15 protein-coding genes and 1 riboswitch are annotated in these 16983 nt (G+C 69.4%); of the genes, 10 read left to right on the forward strand and 5 right to left on the reverse strand.

Annotated features, from left to right (window positions below; genetic code table 11):
- The first annotated feature begins 4 nt into the window (after positions 1 to 4).
- On the forward strand, positions 5 to 277 hold the full coding sequence (locus OG247_RS29530) for a hypothetical protein (RefSeq protein ID WP_327255051.1): 273 nt from the start codon (positions 5 to 7) through the stop codon (positions 275 to 277).
- 111 nt (positions 278 to 388) lie between these two features.
- On the opposite strand, the gene OG247_RS29535 is transcribed toward OG247_RS29530, so the two are convergent.
- The 5 genes from OG247_RS29535 to gcvT all read right to left on the reverse strand — a co-directional run bounded on the left by OG247_RS29535 (position 389) and on the right by gcvT (position 6632).
- Positions 389 to 1771 (reverse strand): L-serine ammonia-lyase, encoded by a 1383-nt coding sequence (locus tag OG247_RS29535; protein WP_327255052.1) that lies wholly within the window; start codon positions 1769 to 1771, stop codon positions 389 to 391.
- A 172-nt stretch (positions 1772 to 1943) separates the two neighbouring features.
- Entirely contained in the window at positions 1944 to 3593 is a 1650-nt protein-coding gene (locus OG247_RS29540; protein ID WP_327255053.1) for an APC family permease, read from the reverse strand.
- A 168-nt stretch (positions 3594 to 3761) separates the two neighbouring features.
- Complete coding sequence (gene glyA, locus OG247_RS29545) at positions 3762 to 5018, reverse strand: serine hydroxymethyltransferase (protein WP_250746311.1); 1257 nt, start codon at positions 5016 to 5018, stop codon at positions 3762 to 3764.
- Between the two features lie 14 nt (positions 5019 to 5032).
- Complete coding sequence (gcvH, locus tag OG247_RS29550; RefSeq protein WP_327255054.1) at positions 5033 to 5413, reverse strand: glycine cleavage system protein GcvH; 381 nt, start codon at positions 5411 to 5413, stop codon at positions 5033 to 5035.
- Between the two features lie 103 nt (positions 5414 to 5516).
- Positions 5517 to 6632 (reverse strand): glycine cleavage system aminomethyltransferase GcvT, encoded by a 1116-nt coding sequence (gene gcvT / locus OG247_RS29555; RefSeq protein ID WP_327255055.1) that lies wholly within the window; start codon positions 6630 to 6632, stop codon positions 5517 to 5519.
- 184 nt (positions 6633 to 6816) lie between these two features.
- Positions 6817 to 6920, reverse strand: a riboswitch (glycine riboswitch).
- A gap of 191 nt (positions 6921 to 7111) precedes the next feature.
- Here gcvT and OG247_RS29560 point away from each other — a divergent pair.
- From OG247_RS29560 to OG247_RS29600, 9 genes are all read left to right on the forward strand, one after another.
- Positions 7112 to 7798, forward strand: coding sequence for an AAA family ATPase (locus OG247_RS29560; RefSeq protein WP_327255056.1), 687 nt, complete (start codon positions 7112 to 7114; stop codon positions 7796 to 7798).
- Between the two features lie 109 nt (positions 7799 to 7907).
- The gene (locus OG247_RS29565) at positions 7908 to 8618 is read left to right on the forward strand and encodes an enhanced serine sensitivity protein SseB (protein WP_327255057.1); all 711 of its coding nucleotides are present in this window, start codon (positions 7908 to 7910) and stop codon (positions 8616 to 8618) included.
- Positions 8619 to 8685: 67 nt separating this feature from the next.
- Positions 8686 to 9426: an enhanced serine sensitivity protein SseB C-terminal domain-containing protein gene (locus OG247_RS29570; protein WP_250746298.1), complete on the forward strand. Its 741-nt coding sequence runs from the start codon at positions 8686 to 8688 to the stop codon at positions 9424 to 9426.
- A 463-nt stretch (positions 9427 to 9889) separates the two neighbouring features.
- Positions 9890 to 10885: an ABC transporter permease gene (locus OG247_RS29575; protein ID WP_327255058.1), complete on the forward strand. Its 996-nt coding sequence runs from the start codon at positions 9890 to 9892 to the stop codon at positions 10883 to 10885.
- A 102-nt stretch (positions 10886 to 10987) separates the two neighbouring features.
- Positions 10988 to 12766 carry an ABC transporter substrate-binding protein gene (locus OG247_RS29580; protein ID WP_442813451.1) on the forward strand — a complete coding sequence of 593 codons (1779 nt, stop codon included), beginning with the start codon at positions 10988 to 10990 and terminating at the stop codon, positions 12764 to 12766.
- Between the two features lie 126 nt (positions 12767 to 12892).
- Positions 12893 to 13891, forward strand: coding sequence for an ABC transporter permease (locus OG247_RS29585; RefSeq protein ID WP_327255059.1), 999 nt, complete (start codon positions 12893 to 12895; stop codon positions 13889 to 13891).
- Positions 13888 to 15009 carry an ABC transporter ATP-binding protein gene (locus OG247_RS29590; protein WP_327255060.1) on the forward strand — a complete coding sequence of 374 codons (1122 nt, stop codon included), beginning with the start codon at positions 13888 to 13890 and terminating at the stop codon, positions 15007 to 15009. Before OG247_RS29585 ends, OG247_RS29590 begins: the two co-directional genes overlap by 4 nt.
- 5 nt (positions 15010 to 15014) lie before the next feature.
- A complete protein-coding gene (locus OG247_RS29595) occupies positions 15015 to 16124 on the forward strand; it encodes an ABC transporter ATP-binding protein (RefSeq protein WP_327255061.1) in 1110 nt (369 codons plus the stop codon).
- Positions 16125 to 16301: 177 nt separating this feature from the next.
- On the forward strand, positions 16302 to 16910 hold the full coding sequence (locus OG247_RS29600; protein ID WP_442813668.1) for a trimeric intracellular cation channel family protein: 609 nt from the start codon (positions 16302 to 16304) through the stop codon (positions 16908 to 16910).
- Positions 16911 to 16983: the final 73 nt, after the last annotated feature.

Genomic DNA, 16983 nt, shown 5'->3' on the forward strand with positions numbered 1-16983 from the left:
CCGCATGGCAATGTACCTGGCTGCGCTGGACGCTGTGCGCAGTGATCTGGACGATGGCGCCGACCCTGAAGCCGTCCTCATCAAGCTGAAGGAGGCGGGTCTGTCGCAAGTCGAATGTATTCGTGCTGTCGTCGACCTCGGATTGAGTAATCGATCGGAAGCCAAAAAGTTGGTACATTTCAGTCGAGCTTGGTCGTCCACCAGGATTGAAAGCGAGAAGTTGCACGAGCGCCTTGAAGATTTGGCGGATGAATCCCGCAAACTCGACAGGGGCTAGGCGGCGACAATTCCTGCTCAGTTGAAAGAATTGAGCCAGGAAAAACCGATGGGGCGTGACTCCAAGAGTCACGCCCCATCGGCGTCGAGCGGGGTTACACAGAATGCGGCGTCAGCACTCGATGACGTTGACCGCCAGGCCGCCGCGGGCGGTTTCCTTGTACTTGACCTTCATGTCGGCGCCCGTCTCCTTCATGGTCTTGATGACCTTGTCGAGGGAGACCTTGTGGGTGCCGTCGCCGCGCATCGCCATCTTGGCCGCGGTGACGGCCTTGACCGCCGCCATGCCGTTGCGCTCGATGCAGGGGATCTGGACGAGGCCGCCGACCGGGTCGCAGGTCAGGCCGAGGTTGTGCTCCATGCCGATCTCGGCCGCGTTCTCGACCTGCTCCGGGGTGCCGCCCAGGACCTCGGCCAGCGCGCCGGCCGCCATCGAGCAGGCCGAGCCGACCTCGCCCTGGCAGCCGACCTCGGCGCCGGAGATCGAGGCGTTCTCCTTGAAGAGCATGCCGATCGCACCCGCGGCGAGGAGGAAGCGGACCACGCCGTCCTCGTCCGCGCCCGGCACGAAGTTCATGTAGTAGTGCAGGACGGCGGGCAGGACCCCCGCGGCGCCGTTCGTCGGAGCGGTGACGACCCGGCCGCCGGCCGCGTTCTCCTCGTTGACCGCCATCGCGTAGATGGTGGCCCACTCGCTGCGGTGCATCATCGGGTCGCCCTCGGTGCGCAGCTGGCGCGCCGTGGAGGCGGCCCGGCGCTTGACCCGCAGGCCGCCGGGGAGGATGCCCTCGCGGGACATGCCGCGCGAGACGCAGGCTTGCATGACGCGCCAGATCTCCAGGAGGCCCTCGCGGATCTCGTCCTCGGTGCGCCAGGCCTTCTCGTTCTCCAGCATCATCGAGGAGATCGACAGGCCGGTCTCGTTCGCGAGGCGGAGCATCTCGTCGCCGCTGCGGAAGGGGTACTTCAGCGGGGTGTCGTCGAGCTTGATCCGGTCCTCGCCGACCGCGTCCTCGTCCACGACGAACCCGCCGCCGACCGAGTAGTAGGTCTTCTCCAGCAGCGGGGTGCCCGCTTCGTCGTACGCGAAGAGCGTCATGCCGTTCGCGTGGTACGGGAGCGAGCGCCGGCGGTGCAGGATCAGCTGGTTCGGCTCGTCGAAGTCGATCTCGTGGCCGTCACCTATTTCCGTGCCCAGCAGGCGCAGGCGGCCCGTCTGGCGGATGCGCTCGACTTCGGCGTCGGCGGTCTCCACGTTCACGGTGCGGGGGGAGTGGCCCTCCAGGCCCAGCAGGACCGCCTTGGGGGTGCCGTGGCCGTGCCCGGTGGCGCCGAGCGAGCCGAAGAGCTCGGCGCGGACCGAGACGGTCTGGGCGAGGACGCCGTCCTTCTTGAGCCGGGTCGCGAACATGCGCGCGGCGCGCATCGGTCCGACGGTGTGGGAGGAAGAGGGACCGATGCCGATCGAGAAGAGATCGAAGACGGAGATGGCCACGGTTGCGGACTCCTATGTCTGCTCGTGGGTGGGAAGCGTGGGCAGGAGAGGCGGATCGGGTTGATCGGGTTGATCGGGTTGATCAGGGGTGATCTGCGGATTTTGTCCGGCGGTCGAGCTTAACGCGGTGAGGTGAACAGCTCGGCCGCCGGACGGGTCGGGGAGGGGGTGCTCAGGCGTGGCTCAGTTCGCGCTCCGGTGCGTCGGCCGCGTCGGCCTCCCTGGAGGGGGCGTCCAGGACCGGGTCCGGGCCCGGCAGGCCCGCGTAGTGGGCCTTGACCCCGGACCGTACGGCCCAGAAGTAGAAGCCCAGGGCGGAGACGGCCACGAGGGCGATGTCCGCGCCGCCGGGGATGAACCCGCTGCCGCCGAACTCGGTGCTGCCGAGTGCCGACAGCGTGCCCAGCCACAGCAGGAAGGCGATCATCCACCAGGCGGGGGCGAACTGCTTGGCCAGGTTCTTCTCGCCCTTGCGCTTGAGCACGACGGCCGCGATCGGGGCGGCGACCAGGGTGAGCAGCACCACCTTGCCGGTGTCCGGCCACTTGGACCAGTACAGGGCGCAGGCGGCGAAGGCGAAGGTGACCGGGCAGAGGATCTTGGCCGCGGGCAGTCGGAAGGGGCGCGGCAGCTCGGGCTTCGTCTTGCGGAAGACGCCGACCGCGATCGGGCCGATCAGGTACGAGACCACCATCGCGGCGGAGACCACGCTGGCCAGGGCCTCCCAGCTGTGGCCGACGGTGACCAGCAGCAGGATCGAGAAGCCGAGGTTCAGCCACATCGCGGGGCGTGCGGTGCCGTACTTCGGGTGCACCTCGCGGATCTTCTTCGGGAAGAAGCCGGTGTCCGCGAGGTTCTGCGCCATGTAGGAGGCCGAGGCGACGTTGCCGATGTTGGCACCGGACGGGGAGATGAAGGCGCCGAACTGGAGCATGGTGACGACCCAGTGCAGCATCAGCATCTTGGCCAGGTCGGCGAACGGTGAGGAGAAGTTGATGCCGCTCCAGCCGCCGGCCTCGGCCAGCTTCTCCGGCGGGACACCGCCGATGAAGGCGATCTGCAGGGCCAGGTAGATGACCAGGCCGAGGGAGAGCGCGCCGACCAGGGCCAGCGGAATGGCGCGGCCGGGGTTCTTGGCGGCGCCGCCGAGGTTGACGACGGCCTGGAAGCCGTTGAATGCGAAGACCACGCCGGAGGTGGTGACGGCGGTCATGACCGCGGACCAGCCGTTGGGCGCGAAGCCGCCGTGGTCGGTGAAGTTGCCGGTGTGGAAGCCGGAGGTGATCAGGGCGATCACGGCGAGTACCGGGATGGCGAACTTGACCAGGGTGAGGAGGTTGTTCGCCTTGGCTAGCAGTGCGACCGACCAGTAGCAGGCCAGCCACAGCGCGACCGTCAGGAACAGGGCCATCGCCATGCCGGAGGTGGTCAGGCCGCCGTTCTCGACGAGGCCCTTGGCCCAGCCGAAGTTCCAGGAGGACATGTACTGCGTTCCGGCGATGGACTCGATCGGGATCAGCGCGGCGATGGCGATCCAGACCGCCCAGCCGGTGATGAAGCCCAGCACCGGCCCGTGCGAGATGGTGCCGAAGCGGGCCATCGAGCCGGGCAGCGGGTAGGCGGCGCCCACCTCCGCGTAGGACATGGCGATCATGCCGATGAAGACGGCGCCGATGACCCAGGCGATGATCGCCGCGGGCCCCGCGACCGCGGCGGCCTGGCCGGCCCCGAAGAGCCACCCCGATCCGAAGATCGAGCCGAGGCCGATCATGATCAGGGCGAAGAGACTGAGTCCCTTCTTGTTCGCTGCGCTCATGTCCATGGGGTGTGCTGTCCGTCCTGCCAGGGGGGTGCGGTCTTTCCTTTATCCGGAGCCTATTTGCCATTTTTTGGATGATTCAGTGGCAATGGGCCGCATCCGCCTGGGGCTTTGGTCATGAAAGGGGCCCGGCCCTGTGCAAAACAAGACCGGGCCCTCTCAGGCCGGTGCCTAGAGCGTCGGGTACAGCGGGAACTTCGCGGCGAGCGCCGAGACGCGCGCCTTCAGGTCCTCCGCGTCGTAGGCGGGCTTGAGCGCCTGCGCGATGATCTCGGCGACCTCGGTGAAGGCCTCGGCGTCGAAACCGCGGGTGGCCAGCGCCGGCGTACCGATCCGCAGGCCCGAGGTGACCATCGGCGGCCGCGGGTCGTTCGGGATGGCGTTGCGGTTGACCGTGATGCCGACCTCGTGGAGGCGGTCCTCGGCCTGCTGGCCGTCCAGCTCGGAGTTGCGCAGGTCGACCAGGACCAGGTGCACGTCGGTGCCGCCGGTGAGGACGTCCACGCCCACGGCCTTGACGTCGTCCTGGACCAGGCGGGCGGCGAGGATCTTCGCGCCCTCCAGGGTGCGCTCCTGGCGCTCCTTGAACTCGGGCGAGGCCGCCACGAGGAAGGAGACGGCCTTGGCCGCGATCACGTGCTCCAGCGGGCCGCCCTGCTGACCCGGGAAGACCGCGGAGTTGATCTTCTTGGCCAGCTCCTGCGTCGACAGGATGACACCGCCGCGCGGACCGCCGAGGGTCTTGTGCGTGGTGGTGGTCACGACGTGGGCGTGCGGCACCGGGTTCGGGTGCAGACCCGCGGCGACCAGGCCGGCGAAGTGCGCCATGTCGACCATCAGGTACGCGCCGACCTCGTCCGCGATGCGGCGGAAGGCGGCGAAGTCGAGCTGGCGCGGGTAGGCGGACCAGCCCGCGACGATCAGCTGCGGCTTGGACTCCTTGGCGAGGCGCTCGACCTCGGCCATGTCGACCTCACCGGTCTCGTCGACGTGGTACGGGACCACGTTGTAGAGCTTGCCGGAGAAGTTGATCTTCATGCCGTGGGTCAGGTGACCACCGTGGGCCAGGTTCAGGCCCATGATCGTGTCGCCCGGCTTGATCAGCGCGAACATCGCGGCCGCGTTGGCCTGCGCGCCCGAGTGGGGCTGCACGTTCGCGGCCTCGGCGCCGAAGAGCGCCTTGATGCGGTCGATCGCGATCTGCTCGACCACGTCGACGTGCTCACAGCCGCCGTAGTAGCGGCGGCCGGGGTAGCCCTCGGCGTACTTGTTGGTCAGGACCGAGCCCTGGGCCTCCATGACGGCGACCGGAGCGAAGTTCTCCGACGCGATCATTTCCAGGGTGGACTGCTGGCGCACGAGCTCGGCGTCGACGGCGGCGGCGACGTCCGGGTCGAGCTCGTGGAGGGGAGTGTTCAGTACAGACATCAGGGTTCCCTGGGTCAGTTGCCGGAGGTGAGCTTGGCGTACTCGTCGACGGAGAGCAGGTCGGCCGGCTCCTCCGTGACGCGCACCTTGAAGAGCCAGCCGCCCTCGAACGGGGCCGAGTTCACCAGGGCCGGGTCGTCGATGACGTCCTGGTTGGACTCGACGATCTCGCCGGTGACGGGGGAGTACAGGTCGCTGACCGACTTGGTCGACTCCAGCTCGCCGCAGGTCTCGCCCGCGGTCACCGTGTCGCCCACCTCGGGAAGCTGGGCGTAGACGACGTCACCGAGCGCGTTGGCCGCGAACTCCGTGATGCCGACCGTCGAGACGCCGTCGACGGCGTCCGACAGCCACTCGTGCTCCTTGCTGAAACGCAGCTGCTGGGGGTTGCTCATGACCTGATTCTCCTGGATGCGGGGGAGTGGATACGAACGGTGGTCCTGCGGACCGGCGCGACGCGCCGAAGAGCGGTGCGGTGCGGTACGGGGCGGTACGGGGCTACTTCTGCCGCTTGTAGAACGGCAGGGCCACGACCTCGTACGCCTCATGCGTACCGCGAATGTCCACGCCGACGCCGGAGGTGCCGGGCGCGGCGTGCGCCGCGTCGACATAGGCCATCGCGATCGGCTTGCCGAGCGTCGGGGACGGGGCGCCCGAGGTGACCTCGCCGACGACCTGGCCGTCGAAGGTCACGGAGAAGCCGGCGCGCGGAACGCGGCGGCCCTCGGCGATCAGGCCGACCAGCTTGCGCGGCGCCTTGGCGGCGGCGCGCTCGGCGGCGGCCTCCAGGGCGGCGCGGCCGACGAAGTCGCCCTCCTTCTCGAACTTCACGACCCGGCCCAGACCCGCGTCGAACGGGGTGAGGGAGGTGGTCAGCTCGTGCCCGTACAGCGGCATGCCCGCTTCCAGGCGCAGGGTGTCGCGGCAGGACAGGCCGGCCGGGACCAGGCCGACGCCCTCGCCCGCCTTGGTCAGCGCCTGCCACAGCTCCACGGCGTGCTCGGGGGAGACGAACAGCTCGAAGCCGTCCTCGCCGGTGTAGCCCGTACGCGCGATCAGCGCGGGCACCCCGGCGACCGTGCCGGGCAGGCCGGCGTAGTACTTCAGCCCGTCCAGGTCGGCGTCGGTGAGCGAGGCGAGGATGCCGGGGGACTCCGGACCCTGCACCGCGAGCAGCGCGTACGCGTCGCGGTCGTCGCGGACCTCGGCGTCGAAGCCGGCGGCGCGCTCGGTGATCGCGTCCAGGACGACCTGGGCGTTGGAGGCGTTCGCGACGACCATGTACTCGGTCTCGCCCAGGCGGTAGACGATCAGGTCGTCGAGGATCCCGCCGTCTTCCTGGCAGATGTGCGTGTAGCGGGCGCGGCCGACGCCGACGGTGGAGATGTTGCCGACCAGGGCGTAGTCCAGGACCTTCACGGCCTCCGGGCCGGTCAGGGTGATCTCGCCCATGTGGGAGAGGTCGAACAGACCGGCCTTGGTGCGGACGGCGTTGTGCTCGTCGCGCTCGCTGGCGTACCGCAGGGGCATGTCCCAGCCCGCGAAATCGGTCATGGTCGCACCGAGAGAACGGTGCAGCGCATCGAGGGCGGTCAGGCGGGGGGCAGTGCTCATGGGTGTGGCTCCCGGGTCCCAGGGCATGACATGACGAGGAGGAGTTCCTCCCCATCTGTCATCGGAACCTGAGAGGTTCGCCGAGAGTTCCCCGCTTCCAGGGGAAGGCCATCGACTTGCACCTTGGGTGGAACCGTCGCCGGGGCCCTCACGGGCGGTGGCGCGGCTCGCTTTTCAGATCTGCCTCATCCACGCGGTACGGGGCCTGAGAGATTCAAGGGAGGTACTTGCTCCTTCGGCGCCCGGGCACCGCCTTGCGGCGTGCCGGGACTCTCCCGCGCGGATTCAAGCGGCCGGTATGTAATTAGGTGTCCAGATGGCGCACATCATTGCACGACGTGCGGCCGAATGGGGGAGGGGGTCCGCAAGCGGAGCAGACTCCGAGCGGAACCGGAGCGGAACCGGTGGCACCGGATTACCGTCTCTTTACACTCAGGGGGACCGGGTCCAGGCGACCCGTCGCGGGGGAGGCGAGCACTGTGCGGAGATTCGGAGTACTGGCGGCGACGAACACCGGCACCGTCGAGGGTGCGGTGGCCGGGGTGCCGTCGCAGCGCGGCGCCGTACGGGACCCCGCGGCGGGCGGAACGGCGGGGGAGCCCGCAGCGGTACGGGACCTGCGCGGAGCCGAGGGCCCGCGGCGGCTGCGCTTCGCCGAGGGGGACGTCGTGGTGGTCTCCGGGCTGCCCGGCGGCGGCAAGAGCACCCTGATCAAGCGGGCCGCGGAGGGCGGCGGCGTCGACTCCCAGGACGCCCGCGAGCGCTGGGAGCGCCGGATGCCGGCCGCCCTGCCCTACGCGGTGTACCGGCCCGCCGTCCGGATCGCGCACTACTGGGGCCTGTGGCGGGTGCTCCGCTCCGGGGCCCCGGCCGTCGTCCACGACTGCGGTACGCAGAGTTGGGTACGGGCGCTGCTGGCCTCGGCGGCCCGCCGGCGCGGCCGCGCGCTGCACCTGGTGCTGCTGGACACCACTCCGGAGGAGGCCAGGGCCGGGCAGGCGGCGCGGGGCCGGGGCGTGTCGGCGTACGCCTTCGCCCGGCACCGGGGCGCGGTGGCCCGGCTGCTGCGCGAGGCCGAGGCGGGCCGCCCGCCCGCCGGCTGCGCGTCGGTGACCCTGCTGGACCGCCCGGCGGCGTCCCGGCTGACGTCGATCGGCTTCCACTAGGGCCTGTCCCCCGGCGCGGGCGGCCCCGGCACGGGCGGCCCCCGGTCGGGGTGTCGCGGGCGCCCGTTAATCTCGGGTCGATATCAAGGGCAAGCGAGCGGAGACGTACATGTGGCCGGGTAACGAGCTGGAGCAGGTGCTCGGGGCGGCGCTCGGACAGGCGGACGCCGGGGGGCGGATCCTCGAGGTCCTCGGGCGCAGCCACCTGTGGATCCCGCTGCCCGGCGGGGTGAACAGCCTCAGCCTGCCCACCATGGACATCGACGGCGCCGCGTACGTGCCCGTCTACAGCTCCGAGGAGCAGTTCCGCGCCTGCGCCGGACCCGCCATGGACTTCGCCGTCGCCCCCGCCGTGGACTTCGCCCGGGGCCTGCCCCCGCAACTCGGCCTCGCGGTCAACCCCGAGGGCTCCGTCGGCGTGCCCCTGCCCCCGCCGGCCGTCGCGGAGCTCTGCCGCACCGGCCGCGGCCCGCTCGACGGCCCCGCCACCGGCGGCAGGGTCCGGCTCTTCGAGCCCGACTGGCAGCAGGACCCGGTCGAGTTCCTGACCGCCGCCGCGGAGGAGTTCCGGGCCACCGGAGTCGTCGCCTCCGCGCACCGCTGCCTCGCCAGCGTCGAGGGCGGCTCGCCGGAGCTCTACATCGGAGTCCACCTGGTGGGATGGGAGCCCGACATGCGAAACGCCCCGATGGACGCGCTGGGCCGCGCCCTGACCCGCGTACCGCCGCCCTGGCCTGTGCAGTTGATCCTGCTCGACGCCGCGGAAGACCCGGTGGTCGACTTCATCACCACGCGCGTACGCCCCTTCTACCTGCCGTAGTGACGCTTAAGCTGGTGGCCGACACGCGTGGACGACGGGCGGACGAACAGACGAAGAGGGGTACCGGGTGAGTGCGTCAGGCACGGCCGCGGTCGGGCAGGTCGAGCACATGCTGCGCCAGGTGACTCCCGGGCGCTACGAGAGCTACGAGTCCCTCCTGCACGCCCTGGCCGAGGGGCGGCTGTGGATGCTCCTCTGGCAGGGGCAGCCCGGCTCCCCGGAGGCCCAGTACGGCGGCATGGAGGTCGAGGGCCTCGGGTACGCGCCCTGCGTGACCTCACCGCAGGAGCTGGCCGCCAGCGGCTGGAACCGCGGGTACGAGGTGGTCACCGGACGGGACATCGCCCGCGCCCTCTACCCCGACCGCTGGGGGCTGTGGCTCAACCCGCACGCCCAGGGCGGCGGCGTCGGCATTCCCTGGGCCGACCTGCGCCGGATCGCCACCGGGCTGGACCGGATGCCGGCCGGCCCGCTGCGGCTGTCCGAGCCCGCCATCGAGCTGCCGCAGTTCTACGGGCTGCTCACGCAGCACGCGCACCGCACGCCCGCCGTCCGCTCGCTGCGCCGCGCCTGGGTGCAGCCCGCGCTGGGGTCCCCGTACCTCGCCGTCGGGCTCGACCTGTACGACGCCTCCGCGCACGCGTTGGAATCCGTGCGGGAAATGATGCGCCAGTCGGTCGGCGCGGTCCCCGAGGGAGTGCCCGTCTGCACGGTCGCGCTGGCGGACGAACACGACCCGGTGGCGATGTGGCTGCGGGCGCAGACCCGCCCCTTCTACGACCGCGAGGGACAGGCGCCCGCCTACTGAGAGGTCCCGCTCGCCGAGGCATCCCGCTCGTTGAGACATGGGGACCAAGCCACCCCAGGCCGCACGGAACAGTCGTTCCGTGCGGCCTTTGCGTTGTCCTGATTTCGACGTTGATGTACGCCCAATAGGCATGCTCGTAGGCCGAGTTGGGCGCCATGTCCGATTCCGTACCGAACAGGATGTCTTGCTCCGCTGAGATGACAGTGAAGTCCGGATAACGGGAACTCGACCCTCAGATCACGGTTGCGCATCCATTCACCTGCGGGTCTGGCGGCTGATCGAGCGCCCGATGAAGACTCCCCACCCAAGAGCGGGTCAGTCCTCCGGCGGTCGCCTGGGTTTGCCCCGCCGCAGGAAATCCGCGCACCCGTACCTCGCACTCCGAGCGCCACTCCGCACCAACGCCGCCACAGCGGCGGGCATGGGCCGGCCCACCCGTCGGCCGAGAGGGGTCCCCACCACGATGACGGCACCACTGCACGACATGAGCGCGGAGACACCCGCACCCGTGTCCGTAGCCGACGTCCCCGCCAAGGCCATCGAAGGCCGTTCGCCCGGCCGCATCGCCTGGATGCGGCTCAAGCGCGACAAGGTCGCGCTGGCCGGCGGTTTCGTCGTGCTCCTGCTGATCCTCGTCGCACTCTTCGCGCCGCTGATCGTCAGCGTTTTCGGCCACCCTCCGGAGGAGCTGCACGAAGACCTGCTGGACCCGCTGCTGGGCCTGCCGGCCGGCGACTACGGCGGCATGAGCGGCGACTTCCTGCTCGGCATCGAGCCGGTCAACGGCCGCGACGTGTTCAGCCGGATCGTCTACGGCGCCCGCATCTCGCTGCTGGTCGCCTTCCTCTCCGCCTTCGTGGCGGTCTCGATGGGCACCTTCTTCGGCATCGTCGCCGGCTACTTCGGCGGCTGGGTCGACGCGGCCATCAGCCGGGTCATGGACCTGCTGCTCGCCTTCCCGCAGCTGCTCTTCATCATCGCGCTGATCTCGGTCGTCCCCGGCAAGCTCTGGGGCTTCGAGGGATCGGGCCTGCGGATCGCCGTACTGGTCCTGGTGATCGGCTTCTTCGGCTGGCCCTACATCGGCCGCATCGTCCGCGGCCAGACCCTGTCGCTGCGCGAACGGGAGTACGTCGAAGCGGCGCGGAGCCTGGGCGCCGGCCGGATGTACATCCTCTTCCGCGAGCTGCTCCCGAACCTGGTGGCCCCGATCACCGTCTACGCGACGCTGATGATCCCCACCAACGTACTGACCGAGGCCGCGCTCAGCTTCCTGGGCGTCGGCGTCAAGCCGCCCACGCCGTCCTGGGGCGAGACCCTCTCGACGGCCGTGCGGACCTATGAGGACGACCCGCTCTTCATGATCTTCCCCGGCGTGGCGATCTTCATCACCGTGCTGGCCTTCAACCTCTTCGGCGACGGCGTCCGCGACGCCCTCGACCCGAAGGGCTCCCGTTAGCCGTCCCCGCAGGTCATCCCGCAGGGCACCCGTAGGTCAGAACCGCAGGGCACACCGGAACCCGGCTTCGTACCGGAATCACAACGGAGGGTTGCGAGCATCGTGACTACCCATCGCATGTCCAAGCGCAGGCTCGTCGCCGGCACGGCCGTCGTGCTCGCGACGATGCTGGCCGCGACCGCCTGTGGCGGCGACGACGGCAAGGCGAAGGAAGACAAGCCGGCCGCCGCGGGCGGCTTCAACGCCGCCATCGGCAAGGTCGCCAACGCCTCCACCAAGACGGGCGGCGAGCTGAAGTTCGTCGGTACGCAGGAAGCGGACTCGTGGGACCCGCAGCGCGGTTACTACGGCTTCATGTGGGACTTCTCCCGCTACTACGCCCGCCAGCTCGTCAGCTTCAAGGCGGAGCCGGGCACCAAGAGCACCGAGCTCGTCCCCGACCTGGCCACCGCGAACGCGGAGATCAGCGACGGCGGCAAGACCTACAAGTACACCCTCAAGGACAACGTGACCTGGGAGGACGGCACCCCCGTCACCGCCCAGGACGTCAAGTACGGCATCGAGCGCACCTGGGCCCAGGACGTCATCTCCGGCGGCCCGGTCTACCTGATGCAGGTCCTCGACCCGAAGACCGAGTACCCGGGTCCGTACAAGGACACCAGCCCGGACAAGCTCGGCCTCAAGGCGATCGAGACCCCGGACGCGAAGACCATCATCTTCAAGCTCCCCGCGCCCAACGGCGACTTCGAGCAGATGCTGGCCATGCCGGCCGCCAGCCCGGTCAAGCAGGACAAGGACACCGCGGCCAAGTACGGCCTCAAGCCCTTCTCCAACGGCCCGTACAAGATCGACTCGTACGAGCCCAACAAGAGCATGAAGCTCTCGCGCAACACGAACTGGAAGGCCGAGTCGGACACCATCCGCAAGGCGCTCCCGGACTCCATCTCCGTCACGTTCATGGCGAACGCGGACGACATGGACAAGCGCCTGATGAACGGCGAGTTCGACCTGGACATCAACGCGACCGGCATCGGCCAGGCGGCCCGCGCCACCGCGCTGAAGGACCACAAGGACAACCTGGACAACGGCCAGACCGGCTTCATCCGGTACGCCGTCATGCCGCAGACCGTCGCGCCGTTCGACAACATCGAGTGCCGCAAGGCCGTCATCTACGCGGCCGACCACAAGTCCCTGCAGACCGCCCGCGGCGGCCCGCAGGCCGGTGGTGACATCGCCCCCAACATGCTGCCGCTGGGCATCAAGGGCGCCGATGGCAAGTACGACCCGTACGGTGTCCTGACGAACGACGGCAAGCCCGACGTCAACAAGGCCAAGGCCGCTCTGAAGGCCTGTGGCAAGGAGACCGGCTTCAAGACCACGATCGCGGTCCGCAACAACAAGCCGGTCGAGGTCGCCACGGCCGTCTCCCTGCAGAACGCCCTGAAGCAGGTCGGCATCGAGGCCGACGTCGACCAGTTCGACGGCGCCCAGACCTCCGGCATCATCGGTTCGCCGAAGGTGGTCAAGGAGAAGGGCTACGGCATCATCATCATGGGCTGGGGCGCCGACTTCCCGACCGGTCAGGGCTTCTCCCAGCCGCTGGTCGACGGCCGCTTCATCCTGCAGAGCGGTAACAACAACTTCTCCGAGCTCAACGACCCGGCGATCAACAAGCTGTTCGACGACGCCATCGCGGAGACGGACCCGGCCAAGGCCGGCGACATCTACAAGCAGATGAACCAGAAGGTCTCCGAGGCCGCGGTCTACCTGCCCTTCGTCTACGACAAGACGATCTCCTGGCGCAGCAGCCGCCTGACCAACGTCTACACCTCCGACGCGTACAACGGCCGGTACGACTACGCCTCGCTCGGCGTCCAGTAGACAAACCGTCCGATTCAGTTCCAGTGCCACACCCGCTAGGCACGAAGGGCAGGTGATGGCCGCGGCGGCGGCTCGGGGGCGCTCTCCAGAAGAGGGCGTCCCCGGGCCGCGGCCAGGCCGAGCGCAGTGCTTGCATATCTCATCCGGCGGATCTTCGCCGTCATCGTCATGCTGTTGGTCATCTCGCTGGTGACCTTCGGAATCTTCTTCCTCTTCCCGAAGATGATCGGGACGGACCCGGCCCTGTACTTCGTCGGCAAGCAGTCCGACCCCGCCGCCATCGAGGGCATCCGGCAGAAGATGGGTCTCGCCGACCCGATCCTCGTCCAGTTCGGCAAGTTCGTCGTCGGGCTGGTGGCGGGTCGTACGTACGCCAACGGCAACGACGTCACGCACTGCGCCGCGCCCTGCTTCGGATACTCCTTCAAGAGCGAGCAGGAGGTGTGGCCGCTGCTGACCGACTGGCTGCCCGTCACCCTCTCGCTCGCCGCCGGTGCCGTCGTGCTCTGGGTGATCGGCGGTGTCGCCGCAGGCGTCATCTCCGCCCTCAAGCGCGGTACGGTCCTGGACCGTTCGGCGATGGGCCTCGCCCTCGCCGGCGTCTCCCTCCCGATCTACTTCACGGGCATGCTCGCCATCGCCCTCTTCTCCGACCAGCTCGGCTGGTTCGGGCGGCCGGAGAAGACCTTCGCCGAGGACCCGGGAGCCTGGTTCAACGGCATGGTCCTGCCGTGGGTCTCGCTCGCCTTCCTCTACGCGGCGATGTACGCGCGGCTCACCCGCGCGACCATGCTCGAAGTGCTCAACGAGGACTACATCCGCACCGCGCGCGCCAAGGGGCTGACGGAACCCGTCGTCATCGGCAAGCACGCGATGCGCTCGACCATGACGCCGATCCTGACCGTCCTGGGTCTCGACCTGGGCGCGCTGATGGGCGGCGCCGTCCTCACCGAGTACACCTTCTCGCTGCACGGCCTCGGCTACAGCGCCGTCCGCGCCATCAGCGAGCACGACCTGCCGGTCATTCTCGGCATCACCTTGATCTCCGCCTTCTTCGTCGTCGCGGCCAACCTCGTCGTCGACCTCTTGTACGCGGTGATCGACCCCCGAGTGAGGCTGTCATGACCGATTCGACGGCGCCCGCCGTGACGGGCGCACTGAACGAGCCCGTCGCCCCCGGCGCACCCGGCACCGCGTTCCTCGACGTACGCGACCTCAAGGTGCACTTCCCCACGGAAGACGGCCTGGTCAAGTCCGTGGACGGACTCTCCTTCACGCTGGAGAAGGGCAAGACCCTCGGCATCGTCGGCGAGTCCGGCTCCGGTAAATCGGTGACCTCGCTGGGCATCATGGGCCTGCACCGGGTCGGCCAGTACGGCCGCCAGCGGGCCCGGATCTCCGGTGAGATCTGGCTCGACGGCAAGGAACTGCTGTCCAGCCCCGAGGAAGAGGTCCGCAAGCTGCGCGGCCGGGAGATCGCGATGATCTTCCAGGACCCGCTGTCGGCGATGCACCCGTACTTCACGGTCGGCAAGCAGATCGCCGAGGCGTACCGGGTCCACAACAAGGTCGACAAGAAGACCGCCCGCAAGCGGGCCGTCGACCTCCTGGACCGCGTCGGCATCCCCGAGCCCCACAAGCGGGTCGACAGCTACCCGCACGAGTTCTCCGGCGGCATGCGCCAGCGCGCGATGATCGCGATGGCGCTGGTCAACAACCCCGAACTGCTCATCGCGGACGAGCCCACCACCGCCCTGGACGTCACCGTCCAGGCGCAGATCCTCGACCTGATCCGGGACCTGCAGAAGGAGTTCGGCTCCGCGGTCATCATGATCACGCACGACCTCGGCGTGGTCGCCGAGATGGCCGACGACCTCCTCGTGATGTACGGCGGCCGGTGCGTGGAGCGGGGCAGCGCGGAGAAGGTGTTCTACGAGCCCCGGCACCCGTACACCTGGGGCCTGCTCGGCTCGATGCCGCGCATCGACCGGGAGCAGACCGAACGCCTCATCCCGGTCAAGGGCTCGCCGCCCAGCCTGATCAACATCCCGAGCGGCTGCGCCTTCAACCCCCGGTGCCCGTACGCCGACCTGCCCAAGGACGACGTCACGCGGACCGTACGGCCCGAGCTGGCCCTGGTCGACACCGCCGCGGAGGGCGCCGGCCGGCACTGGGCCGCCTGTCACCTCTCCCCGGAGCAGCGGGACCGGATCTGGACCGAAGAGATTGCGCCGAAGCTGTGACCGACATGACTGCGCCCGATAACAGCAAGAACGAGACGGCCGTCCTTCCGGCCCAGGCGGTGGACTCCCCGGAGCCGCTGCTCAGGGTGACCGGACTGGTCAAGCACTTCCCCATCTCCAAGGGGCTGCTGCGCCGCCAGGTCGGGGCCGTGAAGGCCGTCGACGGCATCGACTTCGAGGTCTACCCGGGTGAGACCCTCGGCATCGTCGGCGAGTCCGGCTGTGGCAAGTCGACCATGGGCCGGCTGATCACCCGGCTGCTCGAACCGACCGGCGGAAAGGTCGAGTTCGAGGGCAAGGACATCACGCACCTGAGCGTGTCCGGCATGCGCCCGATGCGCCGCGACGTGCAGATGATCTTCCAGGACCCCTACGGCTCGCTGAACCCGCGGCACACGGTGGGCACCATCGTCAGCGCCCCGTTCAAGCTCCAGGGCGTCGAGCCCGAGGGCGGCCTCAAGGCGGAGGTCCAGCGCCTCCTCTCTCTGGTGGGCCTCAACCCGGAGCACTACAACCGCTATCCGCACGAGTTCTCCGGCGGCCAGCGCCAGCGCATCGGCATCGCCCGTGCCCTGGCCCTGAAGCCGAAGCTGGTCGTGGCGGACGAGCCGGTCTCGGCCCTGGACGTCTCCATCCAGGCCCAGGTGGTGAACCTGCTGGACGACCTCCAGGAGGAGCTCGGCCTCACGTACGTGATCATCGCGCACGACCTGTCGGTCATCCGGCACGTCTCGGACCGCATCGCGGTCATGTACCTCGGCAAGATCGTCGAGCTCGCGGACAACAAGTCCCTGTACTCGGCGCCCATGCACCCGTACACCACGGCCCTGATGTCCGCCGTCCCGGTGCCGGACCCGCGCCGGCGCGGAGCCAAGAGCGGCCGCATCCTGCTCAAGGGAGACGTGCCCTCGCCCATCTCCCCGCCGAGCGGCTGCCGCTTCCACACCCGGTGCTGGAAGGCGACCCAGGTCTGCACCACGCAGGAGCCCCCGCTCATCGCGCTGAAGACCGGCCACCAGGTGGCCTGCCACCACCCGGAGAACGCCCCCGACCAGGCCCCGGGCGACCCGGCCCTGCCGGGCGCGGCGGACGCGGTGACCGGGCCGACGGTCTGACGGTCCGACGCCGGCGGGGCGGGATCGGCCCCGCCGGCGTTCGAGGCACGGGGGTTCGGGGGCGGAGCCCCTGACGGGGCCGCGCCGCACCCGTCCAAGGGCGCCGCGGGCGACCGGCAGAATGTTCCCGTGATCCACGATCTCTTCCCGCCCGGAGTCCAGCACACCCTGGACCTCATGGGCATCTTCGTCTTCGCCACGGCCGGCTCCCTGCTCGCCGTACGCAAGAACTTCGACGTCTTCGGCATCGTCGTCCTCGCGCTCGTCACCGCCCTCGGCGGCGGCCTGTTCCGCGACATCGTCATCGGTGCCACCCCCGCCGCCGCCTTCAGCGACCTCGGGTTCTTCGTCACACCGCTGGTCGCCGCCGCGATCGTCTTCTTCCTGCACCCCGAGGTCCAGCGCATCAACCGCGCCATCAACGTCTTCGACGCGGCCGGCCTCGGGCTGTTCTGCGTGACGGGCACGACCAAGGCGTACGAGTACGGCCTGGGCCTCACCGCGTCCGCCGCGCTCGGCCTGGCGACCGCCGTCGGCGGGGGCGTGCTGCGCGACGTCCTCGTCAACGAGGTGCCCTCGCTGCTGCGCGACCGCGAGATGTACGCCGTGCCGGCCGTCATCGGCGCCTCGATGGTGGCGCTCTTCATCAGCTTCGACCACCTGAACGCCATCACGACGGGCCTGGCGATCGTCACCACCTTCGTGCTGCGGCTGCTCGCCATCCGCTTCCACTGGCGGGCGCCCCTCGCGTGGAACCGCCGCTCGTCGGTGGCGGAGGAGCCGTAGGCGCGGAGCCCGCGTAGCGGTCACCACACCAAGGAAAGCTACCGCTTAGTAGGGGTCGGGTGTACGGTCGTTC

Origin of the sequence: Streptomyces sp. NBC_01244 (assembly GCF_035987325.1) — a bacterium.
Classification (GTDB): Bacteria; Actinomycetota; Actinomycetes; order Streptomycetales; family Streptomycetaceae; genus Streptomyces.